At 61.8% G+C, this 16999-nt stretch carries 17 protein-coding genes; 10 read left to right on the plus strand and 7 right to left on the minus strand.

Features of this window, described 5'->3' with window-relative positions:
* Positions 1–91: 91 nt before the first annotated feature.
* The 9 genes from EEB12_RS20320 (at position 92) to EEB12_RS20360 (ending at position 9850) form a co-directional block, all read left to right on the plus strand.
* Entirely contained in the window at positions 92–553 is a 462-nt protein-coding gene (locus tag EEB12_RS20320; protein ID WP_020909091.1) for a MaoC family dehydratase, read from the plus strand.
* A gap of 28 nt (positions 554–581) precedes the next feature.
* Entirely contained in the window at positions 582–1754 is a 1173-nt protein-coding gene (locus EEB12_RS20325) for an acyl-CoA dehydrogenase family protein (RefSeq protein WP_141488393.1), read from the plus strand.
* 9 nt (positions 1755–1763) lie between these two features.
* A complete protein-coding gene (locus EEB12_RS20330; RefSeq protein ID WP_070795688.1) occupies positions 1764–2897 on the plus strand; it encodes an acyl-CoA dehydrogenase family protein in 1134 nt (377 codons plus the stop codon).
* 131 nt (positions 2898–3028) lie between these two features.
* On the plus strand, positions 3029–4957 hold the full coding sequence (gene htpG, locus EEB12_RS20335; protein WP_020909088.1) for a molecular chaperone HtpG: 1929 nt from the start codon (positions 3029–3031) through the stop codon (positions 4955–4957).
* Positions 4958–5115: 158 nt separating this feature from the next.
* Positions 5116–5655 (plus strand): DinB family protein, encoded by a 540-nt coding sequence (locus EEB12_RS20340; RefSeq protein WP_097386903.1) that lies wholly within the window; start codon positions 5116–5118, stop codon positions 5653–5655.
* Positions 5656–5747: 92 nt separating this feature from the next.
* Complete coding sequence (locus EEB12_RS20345; protein WP_141488709.1) at positions 5748–7328, plus strand: FAD-binding oxidoreductase; 1581 nt, start codon at positions 5748–5750, stop codon at positions 7326–7328.
* Positions 7325–8242 carry a diacylglycerol kinase gene (locus tag EEB12_RS20350; protein WP_003940547.1) on the plus strand — a complete coding sequence of 306 codons (918 nt, stop codon included), beginning with the start codon at positions 7325–7327 and terminating at the stop codon, positions 8240–8242. Before EEB12_RS20345 ends, EEB12_RS20350 begins: the two co-directional genes overlap by 4 nt.
* A 46-nt stretch (positions 8243–8288) precedes the next feature.
* Positions 8289–9116: a potassium channel family protein gene (locus EEB12_RS20355; RefSeq protein WP_021345508.1), complete on the plus strand. Its 828-nt coding sequence runs from the start codon at positions 8289–8291 to the stop codon at positions 9114–9116.
* A gap of 47 nt (positions 9117–9163) precedes the next feature.
* Entirely contained in the window at positions 9164–9850 is a 687-nt protein-coding gene (locus tag EEB12_RS20360) for a TetR/AcrR family transcriptional regulator (RefSeq protein WP_060938009.1), read from the plus strand.
* 6 nt (positions 9851–9856) lie between these two features.
* On the opposite strand, the gene EEB12_RS20365 is transcribed toward EEB12_RS20360, so the two are convergent.
* Positions 9857–11041: a metallophosphoesterase gene (locus EEB12_RS20365; RefSeq protein WP_029256218.1), complete on the minus strand. Its 1185-nt coding sequence runs from the start codon at positions 11039–11041 to the stop codon at positions 9857–9859.
* A 123-nt stretch (positions 11042–11164) separates the two neighbouring features.
* On the opposite strand from EEB12_RS20365, the gene EEB12_RS20370 reads away from it, so the two are divergent.
* Positions 11165–11797, plus strand: a complete 633-nt coding sequence (locus EEB12_RS20370; RefSeq protein ID WP_020909081.1) for a GyrI-like domain-containing protein — start codon at positions 11165–11167, stop codon at positions 11795–11797.
* A 17-nt stretch (positions 11798–11814) separates the two neighbouring features.
* Here EEB12_RS20370 and EEB12_RS20375 read toward each other — a convergent pair whose 3' ends face one another.
* The 6 genes from EEB12_RS20375 to EEB12_RS20400 all read right to left on the minus strand — a co-directional run bounded on the left by EEB12_RS20375 (position 11815) and on the right by EEB12_RS20400 (position 16915).
* Positions 11815–12207 carry an RNA-binding S4 domain-containing protein gene (locus EEB12_RS20375; protein ID WP_029256216.1) on the minus strand — a complete coding sequence of 131 codons (393 nt, stop codon included), beginning with the start codon at positions 12205–12207 and terminating at the stop codon, positions 11815–11817.
* A gap of 24 nt (positions 12208–12231) precedes the next feature.
* A complete protein-coding gene (locus tag EEB12_RS20380; protein ID WP_060938011.1) occupies positions 12232–13107 on the minus strand; it encodes an oxygenase MpaB family protein in 876 nt (291 codons plus the stop codon).
* A 164-nt stretch (positions 13108–13271) separates the two neighbouring features.
* Complete coding sequence (locus EEB12_RS20385) at positions 13272–14120, minus strand: 3-hydroxybutyryl-CoA dehydrogenase (protein ID WP_020909078.1); 849 nt, start codon at positions 14118–14120, stop codon at positions 13272–13274.
* Positions 14121–14212: 92 nt separating this feature from the next.
* Positions 14213–15370, minus strand: coding sequence for an acyl-CoA dehydrogenase (locus EEB12_RS20390; RefSeq protein ID WP_003939784.1), 1158 nt, complete (start codon positions 15368–15370; stop codon positions 14213–14215).
* Positions 15371–15529: 159 nt separating this feature from the next.
* Positions 15530–16222: a TetR family transcriptional regulator gene (locus tag EEB12_RS20395; RefSeq protein ID WP_080909658.1), complete on the minus strand. Its 693-nt coding sequence runs from the start codon at positions 16220–16222 to the stop codon at positions 15530–15532.
* Between the two features lie 72 nt (positions 16223–16294).
* Entirely contained in the window at positions 16295–16915 is a 621-nt protein-coding gene (locus EEB12_RS20400) for a TetR/AcrR family transcriptional regulator (protein ID WP_021345503.1), read from the minus strand.
* Between the last annotated feature and the right edge of the window lie 84 nt (positions 16916–16999).

A 16999-nucleotide genomic window follows, 5' to 3' on the forward strand; every position in this document is an offset into this window, starting at 1 on the left:
CACACCCTTTCGTGTGAAAGTACTGGACAACCTTACACCGTGAGTTTATTATCCAATTAACCTAACAGTGTTCGGGAACGTGGAGGATCAGATGACGCGGGTGTTCGAGAACAAGGCCGATCTCCTGGGGGCGGTCGGTGAAACGCTGGGCTCGAGCGAGTGGGTCGAGGTCACCCGCGAGATGGTCCATCAATTTGCCGACGCGACCGGTGACCATCAGTGGATTCACGTCGACGACGAAAGGGCAAAGCGTGAATCACCTTTCGGCGGTCCGATTGCCCACGGGTATCTGACTCTCTCGCTCCTGCCGCTTCTGTCGAAGTCCGTGTACCGCATCGACGGGGCGAAGATGGTTATCAACTACGGGTCCGACAAGGTTCGATTCCCGAGTCCGGTGCCGGTTGGAGCCAAGGTTCGAAACACTGCAGTGCTCTCTGCGATCGAAGAGTTGCCGAACGGTTCGCTGCAGAGTCAGATCACCAACACCGTCGAGATCGAAGGCGTGGACAAGCCAGCCGTTGTTGCGCAGACCGTCGCACGAATCTTGTTCTGAAATCCTGCCAGAAGAAAGCAGACTCCATATGAATCTCGAATTGACCGGTGAGGAATTTGCGTTCCGCGAGGAGATGCGAAAGTTCTTCACCACCGAATTCTCGCCCGAACTTCGTGCACGTGCAGCGGGATTCGGAAAGCTGACGCGTGAAGACATCGTTGCGGGCCAACAGATTCTGAACGCACACGGACTGGCGGTTCCGCACTGGCCGGTCGAATGGGGTGGCAAGGACTGGACTCCGGTACAGCGCCACATCTATTCCGAGGAAATGCAGTTGGCGTCGGTACCCAACCCGTTGCCGTTCAACGTGAGCATGGTTGGGCCCGTTATCGCAGCCTTCGGCTCGCAGGAGCAGAAGGAGAAGTTTCTCCCGGCGACGGCTAGCGCCGATATCTGGTGGTGCCAAGGTTTTTCGGAACCAGAAGCCGGTTCGGATCTCGCTTCACTCAAGACGGCTGCTGTCCGTGACGGCGCGGATTACATCGTCAACGGTCAGAAGACGTGGACTACTCTCGCGCAGCACGCCGAGTGGATCTTCTGTCTGGTTCGGACAGATGCCAGTGCCCAGAAGCGTCAGGCAGGAATTTCGTTCCTGCTCATCGATTTGGCGACTCCCGGCATCACGATTCGTCCCATCAAACTGATCGACGGCAGCGTCGAGGTCAACGAGGTGTTCTTCGACAACGTCCGTGTTCCTGCGGAAAATCTTGTCGGCGAGGAGAACAAGGGCTGGGACTACGCCAAGTTCCTGCTCGGCAACGAACGCACGGGGGTCACACGGGTCGGGTTCTCCAAAACCCTTGTCGCCACGGCAAAAGAGAAGGCGCGGGAGGTTCGCGTCGGAACCGGCACCCTCCTCGAGGATCCGTTGTTCGCGGCTCGGTTGGCCGAGTTGGAAAACGAATTGCTTGCACTGGATCTGACTCAACTGCGAGTTGTGGCGAGTTCGGCAGACGGAAAGCCGAATCCGGCATCCTCGCTGCTCAAGCTCCGTGGCTCCGAATTGCAGCAGGCAGCAACGGAATTGCTGATGGATGTCGCCGGACCGGACTCTCTGCCGGTAGACATCGCCGACATCGACTCGCCGGAGTGGGCGCAGCAGGCGGCGCCGCGCTACTTGAACTACCGGAAGGTTTCCATCTACAGCGGATCAAGTGAGGTGCAGCGCTCCATCATTGCCTCCTCGATCCTCGGATTGTGAGCATCTGACATGAATTTCGAACTCGACGACGAACAGACGATGCTTCGCGACACAACGCGCGAATTACTCAGCCGCAGCTACGACGCGGAGAAGCGCAACGCCACCTCGGCCACTGACGAGGGATGGAATGCCTCGGTGTGGAAGCAGTTCGCCGAGCTCGGGCTGCTCGGCCTGCCATTCGCGGAGGCCGATGGCGGGATGGGCGCTGGGCCGGTCGAGACCATGGTGGTGATGACCGAACTGGGCCGCGCGCTTGCACCCGAGCCGTATTTGGGTGGTGTTCTGATCCCCGGTGGATTGATTGCTGCGATCGGTTCGGCAGATCAGCGGGCGCGACTCCTGCCGGCGCTCAGCGACGGGACCACGTTGTCGGCCTTTGCCCATACGGAACCTGGCACGCGCTGGCCGGTCGCCACTGTCACGACCGCGGCATCGAAGGCGGGATCGGGGTGGACGATCACCGGCGTCAAGAACCCGGTTCTGCAGGGCGACAGCGCGCACGTCGTGATCGTCAGTGCCACACTTCCAGGCGGCGGCACCGGGCTCTTCCTGGTGGATGCAGAAGGCTCGGGTGTCACACGGAGCACGTACGCGACCCACGACGGCCGTCGCGGCGCGCAGTTCACGTTCACCGATGCCGCGGCCGAACAACTTGGTGAGGGCGGCGATGTCACGGCGGCGATCGTTGACGCAGAGGTCCGGGCGCAGGCAGCTCTGTGCGCCGAGGCGATCGGAATCATGACCGAGGCGCTCCGACTGACGACAGATTACCTGAAGCAGCGCAAGCAGTTCGGTGTTCCGCTCGCGAAGTTCCAGACGCTGACTCATCGTGCGGCCGACATGTACGTGGCGCTCGAACTGGCGAGCAGCATGAGTCTGTACGCGACCATGGCCATCGCCGACGGAGTGATCGATCCGACCATCGCGTCGCGAGCGAAGCTGGCTGTCGGTCGTGCCGCGCATCAGATCGGTCAGGAAGCAATTCAAATGCACGGTGGTATCGGTATGACAGCCGAGTATCCGGTCGGGCACTACGTCTCGCGGCTGGTGGCCATCGAACACACTTTGGGCGCATCGGACGATCACCTCAGGGTGCTGGCCGGCGGCGTCTCGAACTATTCGATGGTTGACGTCACCGAGTAGATCGGTGGGTGAAGATAACGGGAGGTCATGCGCAGGTCGCGTGGCCTCCCTTGTCTGTGCGGGGGCCGGCCCGTGGTATTCGAGGTCGAGTAAAATCCCTGTGATCAGTCCGAGAAGAGAAAGGGATCGAAGTGACCGCGCATACCGAGCAGCTCGAGTTCCAAGCAGAAACACGTCAGCTGCTGGATCTGATGGTTCATTCAATCTATACGAACAAGGACAGCTTCCTTCGTGAGTTGATCTCCAACGCTTCGGACGCGCTGGACAAGCTCCGCCTCGAGTCTTACCAGGACAAAGACCTCAACGTCGACGTCTCCGATCTGCATATCGAGATCGACATCGACAAGGCAGCACGCACCCTGACCATCCGCGACAACGGCATCGGCATGTCGCGTGACGAGGTCGTCGACCTGATCGGCACGCTCGCCAAGTCCGGCACCGCCGAGGTCCGTCGCAAGCTCAAGGAAGCCAAGGATGCAGCGGCATCGGAAGAACTGATCGGTCAGTTCGGCATCGGCTTCTACTCCACGTTCATGGTCGCGGACAAGGTCACGCTGCTGACCCGCCGCGCCGGTGAAGATCACGCGACGCGCTGGGAATCGACCGGCGAAGGCACGTACACGCTCGAGCATGTGAACGAGGCGCCTCAGGGTAGCTCCGTGACCCTGCACCTGATGCCCGAGGATTCCGAGAACGGCCTGCACGACTACACGTCGGAATGGAAGATCAAGGAACTGGTCAAGAAGTACTCCGACTTCATCGCGTGGCCTATCCGCATGGATGTCGCTCGTACGTCGACGCCGGCCGAGGGCGAGGAGCCCGAGGTCACCATCGAGACCGAGACGATCAACTCGATGAAGGCTCTGTGGACTCGTTCCAAGGACGAGGTGTCCGAGGACGAGTACAAGGAGTTCTACAAGCACGTCAGCCACGCCTGGGACGAGCCTCTCGAGGTCATCCCGATGAAGGCCGAAGGTACTTTCGAATACCAAGCGCTGCTGTTCATTCCGTCGACGGCGCCGTTCGATCTCTTCATGCGTGAGCGCAAGGCCGGCATCCACCTCTATGTCAAGCGCGTCTTCATCATGGACGACTGTGAAGAGTTGGTGCCCGATTACCTGCGCTTCGTCAAGGGTGTCGTCGACGCACAAGACCTCTCGCTCAACGTCTCTCGTGAAATTCTGCAGCAGGACCGGCAGATCGCTGCCATCCGTCGTCGTCTGACCAAGAAGGTCCTCTCGACCATCAAGGACATGAAGGCGAACGAGCCGGAGAAGTACTCGACCTTCTGGACCGAGTTCGGACGCGCGCTCAAGGAAGGCCTGATGGCCGATGCCGACAACCGCAAGACGCTGCTCGACATCTCTTCGTTTGCCTCGACCAACAGCGAAGAGGGCGTGACCACTCTCGCCGAGTACGTGGAGCGTATGAAGGACGGCCAGGAACAGATCTACTTCATGACGGGCGAATCTCGTCACCTGATCGAAAGCTCTCCGCACATGGAGGCTTTCAAGGCCAAGGGCCTCGAGGTTCTGGTTCTCACCGACCCGGTGGACGAGATGTGGGTCGACGCTGTCTCGGACTTCGACGGCAAGACCTTCCAGTCGATCGCCAAGGGCGAGGTCGACCTGGACACCGAGGACGAGAAGAAGGCGGCCGAGGCCGAGCGCGAAGAGAAGGAGAAGGAATTCGGCGAGCTGCTGACGTGGCTGACCGAAACCCTGTCCGACGACATCAAGGAAACGCGTCTCTCGACGCGACTGACCACCTCGGCTGCCTGCATCGTCGGCGACGCGTTCAGCATGTCTCCGACGCTCGAGAAGATGTACAAGGCTTCGGGTCAGCCTGTTCCGCACAGCAAGCGCATCCTCGAGCTCAACCCGGAGCACCCGCTTGTCTCGGGTCTTCGGGAGGCGCAGGCCGCCAACGACAATGCGGAGAACCTGACTGAGACGGCTCAGTTGCTCTACGGCATGGCGTTGCTTGCCGAGGGCGGCGAGCTGAGCGACCCGGCGCACTTCACGCGCCTGCTGGCCGATCGTTTGGCCCGCACAGTCTGATCTCGTTCTAGCTCGCTCGAACTCCCGGCACTCACCCTCATTGGTGAGTGCCGGGAGTTTTTTCTTTGATCGTTTTCTAATGAGGACCGTTTCTGTCCGCAATGACTTCTAACGTAGTTCTCACAGGGCAAAGAACCCACGAGCGAAGGAAAAACATCATGAACGCACCAACCACCACCGTCACCGGCGAGCGCGCGGATCTCCTCCAGAGCCTGCGTCAACATCGTGAATTCCTTCTCTTCACGGTCAAGGACCTCACCGACGAGCAGGCTGCTTCGAGGCCGACCGTGAGCGAACTGTGCCTAGGCGGATTGATCAAGCATGTGGGTCAGGCGGAGAAGGGTTGGGTCGACTTCATTCTGGAAGGGCCGGCCGGACTTGGCGGGGACTTCGACCCGACCCAGTGGTCGGAAGAGATGCAACAGGAACGGGCGAACGAATTTGCCATGGTCGAGGGTGAAACCTTGGCAAGCATCGTTTCCGAGTATGAAGGGATCGCGGCCAGGACCGACCAGTTGGTGGCCTCGCTGGACAGCCTCGACATCTCTCATCCACTTCCGAGCGCTCCGTGGTTCGAAGCCGGCGCTCGCTGGTCAGCGCGGCGCGCATTGCTGCACATCATCGCCGAGACGGCCCAGCATGCGGGCCACGCAGACATGCTTCGTGAAGCCATCGACGGATCCAAGACGATGGGTTGATCGACAGCTCGATCAACCGGGATGTTTACACATCACACAAATATGTAACACTAGTGTCTATGAGCACCGAAAAGTCTGCCTTGCAACCGCCGATGCAGTGGGACGCCTGGGGCGATCCGGCCAAGAAGCGTGAACTGTCGGACGCAGTCACATCATTGTTGACCGGATTTCTCGGTGTGTCCGCACCGACTCGCTCGCGCCTCGCCATCGAAGACGTTCAGGTGACTCCGTCCGCCCTGGCTCAGTCGCACGTCGAGGCGCTGGCTGGGCTGGTCGGGGCCGAGTACGTCAGCACCGAGGATTCGGATCGAATCCTTCGGGCCGGTGGCAAGAGCACCCCGGATCTGCTTCGTCGTCGTAGCGCCGAGCCGCAGGACGCACCGGACGCAGTCGTCACTCCAGGGACAGGCGCAGAGGTCGAGCAGGTTCTCCGATACTGCTCTGCCAACCGGATCGCAGTGGTCCCGTTCGGTGGTGGCACCAGCGTCGTCGGCGGGCTCGATCCCATTCGTGACGGGTTCGACGCAGTTCTATCTCTCGATCTGCACAGGTTCGATCAGCTCGTCGGGTTGGACGAGGAATCGGGCATCGCGACGTTCGGCGGCGGAACCACCGGCCCACGGGCCGAGGAGCTTCTGCGTGAGCACGGTTTCTCGGTCGGGCACTTCCCGCAGAGCTTCCTGTTCGCCACTCTGGGCGGGTTTGCCGCCACCCGGTCTTCGGGGCAGGCGTCGGCTGGATACGGACGTTTCGAGGACATGGTCCAGGGCCTCACCGTTGTCACCCCGAGCGGTGTGGTCGAGACCGGGCGTGCGCCGGCCTCTGCCGCAGGCCCCGATCTGGGTGAGCTTTTTGTCGGCTCCGAGGGGACATTCGGCGTCATCACGCACGTGCGTGTCCGGGTTCACCGCCTGCCCGAGACCACCGTGCGCGAAGGGTGGAGCTTCCCCGACTTCGCCACCGGCGCAGCAGCATTGCGTGAGCTGGTCCAGGAAGGATCGGCTCCGACCGTACTGCGATTGTCCGACGAGGCCGAGAGCGGCGTGAATCTGGCGACCACCGACAAGATCGGCGAGAACGCCTTCACCGGTGGTTGCCTCGGCATCACCACCTACGAGGGCACCGCTTCGCACACCGCTGAACGGGTGGCGGAGGCCCGAGCAATTCTCACCGCTCACGGTGGGACTTCGCTCGGTGAGGAGCCCGGAAACAGTTGGGAACACGGGCGATTCGATGCGCCGTATCTGCGTGACGCTCTTCTCGACGTCGGCGCACTGTGTGAAACCCTCGAGACAGCAACCACCTGGGGTAACCTCGCGAACCTGCGCTCCTCGGTCACCGAAGCGCTGACCAAGGCTCTCGTCGAGCAGGGGACTCAGCCGCTCGTGATGTGCCACATTTCGCACACCTACAAGACCGGTGCTTCGCTGTACTTCACAGTAGTCAGCGCGCAGACCGAGGATCCGATCGCTCAGTGGCACAAGGCGAAAACTGCCGCTGGCGATGCGATCATCGCCGCCGGTGGCACGATCACCCATCATCACGCAGTCGGAGCTGACCATCGCCCGTGGATGAAGGACGAGATCGGCGAATTGGGCGCGAATATCCTTCGCGCAGTGAAGAATGCAGTGGACCCTGCCGGCATCCTCAATCCTGGAAAGCTGATTCCGTGACCGAAACCCGCAGTCAGATCGAGAAGGTTACCGTCCTGATCAATCCGATGGCGGGACATGGTCACGCGCCTGCAGCCGGACGCAAAGGTGTTGCGCGACTGCGTGCTCGGGGAGTTGCCGTCACCGAGATCATCGGAACCGATGCCGACGACGCCAAGAAGTTGGCGCGTCGTGCGATCGAGGAGGGCACCGACGCGCTGGTGGTGGTCGGCGGTGACGGTGCCATCAGCATCGGATTGCAGGCTGCCGCGTTGACCGATACTCCTATCGGGCTCATCCCGGCGGGCACCGGTAACGATCACGCCCGTGAGTTCGGCATTCCCACAGGCGATCCCGAGGCAGCCGCCGATGTGATCGCCGACGGCGTCGTGCAGCAGTCCGACCTGGCGAAGATCACGCTTGCCGACGGTTCCGTCGTCTGGTCGGGAACGATCATCGCCAGCGGATTCGACTCGCTGGTCAGTGAACGGGCCAATCGGATGTCGTGGCCCAAGGGACCGATGCGCTACAACTTGGCGATGCTCGCCGAGTTGGCGAAGATGAAGCCGCTGCCGTACCGGATCGAACTCGACGACGAGGTCATCACGGTGGACGCGACGCTCGTGGCTGTCGGCAACGGCCGCTCGTACGGTGGCGGCATGCTCATCACTCCGGGCGCGTCGAAGTCTGATGGGTTGCTGGATCTGACCGTCGTCGGGCACGGTTCGAGGTTGCGTCTGGTGCGCCTGTTTCCGCGGGTGTACAAGGGAACTCACGTCTCCTTGGATGCGGTGCAGACGTATCGGTCGAAGAAGGTGCGGTTGGTCTCCGAGGGCATCATCGCCTACGCGGACGGTGATCGGGTGGGGCCGTTGCCCATCACGATCGAGGCAGTTCCCATGGCGCTCAACATCTTGACGCACACTCGGATCTGAGTCGGTTCTGCCGGTCACGCGGTAGCAGTGGTGTAAGACTTCTCGGATGAACGAATCGAGGAAGTCGGTGCACCGCCGCACTGCGTGGACGTCGGAGCGGTGGCAGCTCACCACCGACATCCCCTTGACCGCTGCGGCCTGCCTGTTCTTGGTGGCGTACGCGTACCAAGTCCTGGCGCAACCGACTGGCTTCCCGCATCGCCTGACCGAATGGATCATGTGGGCCGCGTGGGTCGTATTTGCCGTCGACTACGCAGTTCGCCTGTGGTTGGCTCCTGCACGCGGTCGCTGGTTCGTCAGGCATCTCTTGGATTTGGCGATGGTGGTGCTACCCATGCTGCGTCCCTTGCGCCTCCTTCGATTGGTCACCCTGCTTGCAATAGTCCACCGCTCGAGCGGGCAAAGCTTGCGTGGACGAGTGGTTGTTTACGCCACCGGGGCCACGGCCTTGCTGATCGGTGTCGCGGCACTGGCCATGCTCGACGCCGAGCGGCACGCTGAGGGCGCCGCCATCACGTCGTACGGGACGGCGTTGTGGTGGGCGATGGAGACGGTTACGACCGTCGGTTACGGAGACATGGCTCCTGTCACTACAACCGGGCGCCTGATCGCCGGAGCGTTGATGATCGGCGGAATTGCATTGCTGGGCATCGTGACTGCCACACTCGCTTCCTGGTTGGTCGAGCGAGTGGCGGAACAGGACGAGGCAGGGCAGGCCGCGACGCGCAAGCAGGTGGCAGATCTGTCCGTGGAGGTCCGAGCTTTGGCCACCCGCACGCACCGAGTCGATCTCGCGTCCGTCGATACCGATTCGCTGCGTCGCGAACTGGCGTCGAGGGGAGTCGTGGCGCAGCATGCACCTTCGGACAATTGACCCGCAGTACAGCAAACAATAGAACGATGGTCTGATAATCTTGCGTGATGGTGGCGACCCATGGATTCCAGCGCGCGCGCAGGCCCGAGCAGATCGAAGCACGTCGGTGCGCGATTCTCGACGCAGCTCGCGCGATGCTCGGGTCCAAGCCAGTCGCAGACATCAGTCTGCGTGAGCTCAGTGAGAGCGTCGGCCTCGCGAAGTCGAACGTGCTCCGGTACTTCGACAGTCGCGAGGCCATCTTTCTCGAAGTGCTCGACGAGAACTGGGTAGCGTGGCTGGACGGGTTGTCCGAGTCGTTGACTCCGACCAGTGACGACTCACCGTTTGCCGCTGAAATTCATGTGGCATCCGCGGTTGCGGAATCGCTTGTCTCACAGCGGTTGCTGTGCGAGTTGATGAGTGTCATGGCCGGTGTCCTCGAAAGAAACATCTCCGTCGACTTCGCCCGTGACTTCAAGAGGCGGGCGACGGTCAACTCGGGAAGGTTTGCGTCGCTGGTTCATTCGCAACTGCCCCATCTCTCGGAGGGCGACGCCGCTCAATTCGCCAAGGTGACCCTGGTGATCGTTGCCGGCTTGTGGCCGACTGCCGAGCCGACTGAATCCATGGTCGTCGTACTGAACGAGATGCAGGCGCCCCCGGCCTCCGACATGTTCGCAGTCGGCCTGCGTGAAGGTCTGATCAACCAGCTCGTCGGGTTGTCGGCGCGAGCGGCAACCCGAACGAGCTGAGAACGATCAGGCGCTGTGCAGCGTCAGAACGGTTATCTCGCTCGGTGCGAACACCCTGAAGGGCGGACCCCAGAATCCGGTTCCCCGGCTGGTGTACAGCTGCGTACGTTCTCCGTGCCTGGTAAGCCCGTGCACCGACGGTTGATCGAGTTTCACCAGAAAGTTGAAGGGCCAGATCTGTCCGCCGTGGGTATGACCGGCGAGCTGCAGATCCACTCCCGCGGAAGCGGACTGAGTAACCTGCTTCGGTTGGTGGGCGAGCATCAGGATCGGCAATTCGGGGTCGGAGCCGGCCAGGGCCATGTCGAAGTTCGCGCCGTGCCCGTCCAGTTTCGATCCCAACGCTGTCGCATCGTCGACTCCGGCGATGACCAGTCTGTCTCCGCCCTTGGTGACGACGAGGTGGCGGTTGTGCAGCGCGTCCCAGCCGATCGAGGTCATGTAGTCGAGCCACTCCTGAGCCTCGTGGAAGTACTCGTGATTGCCGGTCACGTAGACGCGAGCGAGCCCGGCTTCGACCGATGCGAGGGGGGTCGCTTGGCCGAGGCGCTGCTCTACCGTTCCGTCGGCGATGTCACCGACGTGGGCCACGATGTCGGCGTCGAGATCGTTGACTGCCGCGATCACGCGCTCGGACCACTTCTCGCGATTGATCGGCCCAAAGTGAGTGTCGGTGATCGCGACTACCCGAAGTTTGTCCATCCCCGCACCAAGGCGGGGGATGGTGACGTCGACCTGCTTGATCCGTGGCAGTCTCATGGCTTCCCGGTAGCCCCAGATCAGCAGAAGGGCCGAGATGATCAGTGCGGCAACGGCGACAATTCTCGATCGAAGCGGGTCATCCACGCCGCCGACGAGCAGTCCGAGCCTCAGAACTTCGCCGAGCAGGGTCCACACGAACACGACCCAGATGATTCCGAGGAGGGCGTCGCCGATCAGGCGAACTGGATCGCGGTCGGTGTGTCCGTGGCTGAGCACCATGCTCGCAGGCAGGGCGATCAAGAGGGTGGCAAACAGAACGGTGCCGAAAACTGCCACCGCCGTCGGCCAGTCCGGCCGGATGAACAAGCTCCACCATGGGTACACGAACAACAGAGCCAAGATCGACGCGACAATCGCGGATATGGCAACGATCCGCAACGGTCTGCGGCGCGGAACTCGAGCGACGTCGGTCGCCTGGGGTGTAGTCACCCCGTCCAGAGTAAAGGTCCACTGGTCTATTAACAAGGGGACAGTGGTCCGCTATCGGGATGTCGGTGTTCTCGGATAGGTTTCCGAACGTTGAAACTCGGCCAGTGATCAGGTGGGTGGCGCATGGAGAAGTACGACGTCAAGAAGGCATACAAGGATCTCTACTCGCCTGGGCGCCGCGATTTTGCCCTCGTGACCGTTCCCCGCTTCGGCTACTTCGGCGTCGACGGTCACGGCGACCCCAACACTGCCACCGAGTACTCCGAGGCGCTCGAAGCGCTGTATTCGGTGTCCTACTCGGCAAAATTCGCGAGCAAGAAGGAATTGGATCGCGACTTCGTCGTTGGCCCGCTGGAAGGGTTGTGGCGGGCAGATGACCCCGAGGTGTTCGTGACACGGGACAAGGCGTCGTGGGATTGGACGATGATGATCTCGCAACCGGAGTGGATCACGGCGGCCGAACTGTCTGCGGCGATTGCAGCAGTCCGAGCCAAAGCCGTCCGGGCCAAGAAGAACGTGGCCGCTCTGGACAAGGTCAGGTTCCTCGAATTGGAGGAGGGCCTGTCCGTCCAGATTCTTCACGTCGGCTCGTACGACGACGAAGCTCCCACCCTGGACCGGCTGCACAACACGTTCATCCCGTCGAACGGCCTGAGCTTCAACGGCGATCATCACGAGATCTATCTCAGCGACGCTCGCCGTACACCGCCCGAGAAACTGAAGACGGTTCTGCGTCAGCCTGTTTCGAGGTCGTGACGCGTTCGAGGCGGTGGTTACGGCTCGAGGCCGCGCAACTTCTCGAGGTCACGTCGCTCGCGCTTGGTCGGTCTGCCGGCGCCGCGATCACGTCGCGGAATGGACGCAATCAGTTCGGGCGGTGGTGGGGGCGGCGAATTGTCCTGCAGGCAATCGGCGGCCAGCACCGCGCTGACTCGCTTCGTGATCGGCTTGACCACGACGACAATGCGTTCGATGCCGGATACACGCACCCGCACCTCGTCGCCGGCTTTCACCTGCTGAGCCGCCTTTGCCGACGTTCCATTGACCCGAACGTGTCCCGATCGGCAGGCCGTCGCCGCCTGCGAGCGTGTCTTGAACAGCCGAACCGCCCACGTCCAGCTGTCCACGCGGACACTGATCGCGTCGGAGGGGAGTTGGGCTGGCACGCACTCCAGCCTACCGACGAGTGCTCACAGACCCTGCGCGCGGATGCCCGAGTAGGCGCGCGGTGCATACCGCAGTCGTAGCGGCAGCAGATGCCAGAACCGATCTGTCAATGTCAGGAAGCGGGCGAACCAGAAGTACATCCGTTCGTCGCGCGGAGTCCATTCCCATTCAAGGGTCTTGCGTGCCTTCTCCGGCATCAGTGCCTTGCCGATCCAGTTCGCCACGGCCATCGTGGGGCGAGAGCTAAGACGCCACAGCCACGTCGGAACCTTCGGAGCCGGTGCGATGTCGTGCTCGGCGATGCGCGTCGACCATTTTGTGGTGTGGGTGTTGATCAGGTGGTTGTCGAGCATGTCTTCCCAATACGTGCGGAAGCTGGCGTAATCGTCGAAAGCCGGTCGATCGGTGAGTCCGTAACAGCGCCACCAGGTTACGGCCTCACGGACAAGTTGGTCCTTCTGCTCCTGCGTGAACTTCTTGTACGCGAATCGCTCGTTGAAATCGAGAATCACCTCGAAGAACGTGACGTGTGTCCACCAGAAAGTGTCAGGAGTGAGGGCGTGGTAGCGCCCGCCGGTTTCGTCGATTCCTTTGAGATCGGTGTGGAAGTTGCGAACGAGCGTGCCTGTGCCCTCTTCGGTCCGGTCGTACACGACGCCGTAGATGGGCGGCAGTGAGCGGAACAGGCGGTCGAGTGGGTTGTCGAAGAAATTCGAATGATCTTGCAGCGCTCCGCTTACCGCGGGGTGCATGTTCTGCAGGGTGCCTGCGCGTCCGAGGTACAGCAGGCCGCGAACGTCGCCGAAGTGTGTCCATGTCAGAGAGCCGGGGCCGATCGGATCGGCTAGTAGTTCTCGAGGCTTCGATCGACGAGTGCCCGTGTCTGCGTCGCTGCTCATCAGGGTGCCCCTCCGCCTGCCATCATGTGACAACGGTTGTTGTCACATGATGACTTTTACTGCGCTACGCGAATTTGTCAATCGATTCGACAAGATCTGTCCGAAAACAACTCCGGCCCCTCACCTGCAACAGGTGAGGGGCCGGAAGAGTGAAGCGGTCGGACTCAGGCGTATTCGTAGAACCCGCGACCGGTCTTCTTGCCGAGACGACCGGCGTCGACCATGCGGCGAAGCAGCGCCGGCGGAGCGTAGTGCGGTTCTGCGAATTCCGCGTACAGGGACTCTGCCGCTGCGAGGGCAATGTCGAGACCGACGGTGTCGAGCAGCGTCAGCGGACCCATCGGGTAGCCGCAGCCGCCCTTCATGGCCTCGTCGATGTCTTCTGCTGTGGCGTAGCCGGATTCGAGCATCCGGACTGCCTGGCACAGGTAAGGGATGAGCAGAGCGTTGACGATGAAGCCCGAGCGGTCGCCCGCGCGAACCGTCTTCTTACGCAACGTGTTCTTGGCGTAGTCGGTGACGGCGAGGACGGTCTCTTCGGACGTCGTGAGGCTGACCACGATCTCCACGAGCGGCATGACCGGCACGGGGTTGAAGAAGTGAACGCCCACAACCTGGCCGGGGCGCGAGGTGGCCTTGGCGATCTTGATGACGGGGATCGACGAGGTGTTGGTCGCCAGAATGCCTGCAGGCTTGACGATCTTGTCGAGCTTGCCGAAGATCTCGTACTTGAGAGCTTCGATCTCGGGAGCCGCCTCGATCACCAGGTCGCGATCGGCGAACTCTTCCATGTCCAGGGTGACGCGAACGCGTGCGATGGCGGCGTCGGCGTCTTCCTGCGTGATCTTGCCCTTGGCTACGCCGCGGTTGATCGACTTGGCGATCCGTTCGCGAGCAGCGGCGGCAAATTCTTCCTTGGTTTCGAGCACCAGTACCGAGCTACCGGCTTTTGCACAAACTTCGGCAATGCCGGCACCCATGGTGCCGCCGCCGATTACGCCTACGAGTTCCACGATTCTCCTCAAGATTCTTCAGACAGGGGTCAAGCCCCCGTGCGCGGTTAAGGAGTCTATGGACTGCCTGACCGCGCACAGGGCCGGAGGCCCTACTTCAGTAGCGCACGCGACATCACGACGCGCTGAATCTGGTTGGTGCCTTCGTAGATCTGCGTGATCTTGGCGTCGCGCATCATGCGCTCGACCGGGAAGTCGGTGGTGTAGCCGGCGCCACCGAACAGCTGCACGGCGTCGGTGGTGACCTCCATGGCAACGTCCGAAGCGAAGCACTTCGCCGCAGCGGAGATGAAACCGAGGTTCTTCTCGCCGCGCTCGGCGCGAGCAGCGGAGGTGTAGACCATCAGACGTGCGGCTTCGACCTTCATTGCCATGTCCGCGAGCATGAACTGAACAGCCTGGAAGTCGCTGATGGACTTGCCGAACTGCTTGCGATCCTTGGTGTATGCCAGAGCCGCGTCGAGTGCGCCCTGGGCCAGGCCGACAGCCTGTGCGCCAATGGTGGGACGCGTGTGGTCGAGGGTCTCGAGTGCCGTCTTGAAGCCGGTGCCCGGTTCGCCGATGATGCGGTCGCCGGGGATGCGGCAGTTCTCGAAGTACAGCTCAGCGGTGGGGGAGCCCTTGATGCCGAGCTTCTTTTCCTTCGGTCCGACGACAAAGCCCTCGTCGTCCTTGTGGACCATGAAGGAGGAGATGCCGTTTGCGCCCTTGTCGGGATCTGTGACAGCCATAACGGTGTACCAGGTCGACTTGCCGCCGTTGGTGATCCAGCACTTGGAGCCGTTGAGGATCCAGTCGTCACCATCAGCCTTCGCGCGGGTACGCATCGAGGCCGCGTCGGATCCGGCTTCACGCTCGGACAGCGCGTACGACGCCATTCCGCCGTTGACCAGATCCGGGAGCACCTTGGACTTGAGCTCTTCGGAACCCTTGAGGATCAGGCCCATGGTGCCGAGCTTGTTCACGGCGGGGATCAGCGAGGAGGAGCCACAGACGCGGGCGACTTCCTCGATGACGATGCAGGTGGCGACGGAGTCGGCGCCCTGGCCGTCGTAAGCCTCGGGAACGTGGATGGCGTTGAAGCCAGACGCGTTGAGGGCGGTGAGTGCTTCCTCGGGAAAGCGTGCGTTCTCGTCGACGTCCTTGGCGTACGGCGCGATTTCCTTCTCGGAGAGTCCGCGGATAGCAGCCCGCAGTTCGTCGTGCTCTTCGTTCAGTGCGAAGAGATTGAAATCCGGGTTTCCTGCCATGGGAACGCTCCTTGGTGAAGGTTGCTTGAAGGCGGTCGGTGCGGCTCCGGCGTTACCAACGAGATTCGCGGACAGACCGGTGCCAATGACCCCAGTCAAACACGGCACTGAGTGCCAGGTCAAGGGATGGGAGTGTGAAGTTCCGGTGCACGAGCGGCGTCAGCCGAGTTGTTCGTGGATTTTTCTGCTGATCTCCTCGGCGGACGTGCCCGGGGGAAATGCTACTACCAGCACAGACTTCGATTCTGGCGTGCTGGTCTTGGACCCGGGTGCCACGCCGTACGTCCGCCGAACGTCGAGCAATGCCTGGCTCAGCGCTTCGGCTGTGGCGTCTTCGTCGCCTTTGATCATGCTTCGCAAGAGGTAGTTGTGGCACGCGGTGACAGCTGCGGCAAAACCGACAACCTCGAGGACCGGTTCGCGGGGAACAGCGCTGCGCAGGTAGTCGACGAAGAGGCGCTCATAGCGGAATCCGGTGACGAGTTCGCGGTCGCGAAGAGCTGGAACATGCTGTACGACGCGGTATCGCCGCATCGACAGGTCACGGTTCTTGCGGAAGAAATCGAAGACCAGTCCCGCGGCCTCGCACACGGACGCCCAGGGGTCGGCGGAATCGGACGCGAGGAACTCGGCCACGTGTTCGAGGAGGGACTCGTGATCGGCGAAGATCACGTCTTCCTTGGAGCGGAACTGCCGGAAGAACGTCCGGCGCGACACACCGGCGGCAGCGGCGATCTGCTCGACGGTGGTGGCTTCGTACCCGTTCTCCGAGAACAACCGGATCGCTTGAGACGCGACGTGTACCCGAAACTGTGCTGGGTCAGTTCCGGGCAGGTCTGCGCGTTCACTCATGGGGACAAGTATTGCGCCTGTTCGCGCCATCCCGGTGTGGCGGGCAGCAACCGCATGCCGATGGGTTCCATCTCAACGGTGTGCGGTGGACGTGAATTGGTAGGTTGCCGCCTCGACGATCTCGTCAGGGGTAATAGCGATCTCCTCGTTCAGCCACGCGGTGACCAATTCAGCAAGGCCCCCGACGAAGAGCAGTCCGTTGATCTGACCTTGATGAGATGGCCAAGCTCGGTCGCCGTACATTCGCGAGGCTTCGTCCGCGACCATTTGCGCGAAGCCGTGCAGTACCGCGCGCCGGTGTGCGCGAAGGGGCTCGTATGCAGCGGATTCGATCATTGCCACACGCCCCTTGCGGGGATCGTCGGTGAGGAGGGTGACGAACGACGTGATGGCATCTCGTACGCGCTGCTCGAGCGTTCCGTCGCTCGCTCGTAGTGCGGTCAGGCCGGCGTCGCGAACCTCGTCGGCAATTCCGTCCAGGATTGTTTTCAGCAGTTCGTCTCTGCTGGAAAAACTTTCGTAAAAGTAGCGTTCCGTCAACTTGGCTCGCGCACAGATCGCGGTCATCGTGGCGCCTCGACTGCCTGCGACAGCGAATAGTTCCAGCCCTGCCTCTAGCAAGCTCTCGCGCCGCAATGCTGAGCGCTGGTCGCCGCTGAGGCCGGCATACCGCCGCGGCGTCGGAGAAGTCATAGGTCGATATTGACAGACGCAACCACTGTGACGCAGACTACAGTCCATCTGACAGGATGCACTGTCAGATTGAACGAGAGTAGA

The sequence above is a fragment of the Rhodococcus sp. WS1 genome, assembly GCF_003797745.1.
GTDB lineage: Bacteria > Actinomycetota > Actinomycetes > Mycobacteriales > Mycobacteriaceae > Rhodococcus_F > Rhodococcus_F erythropolis.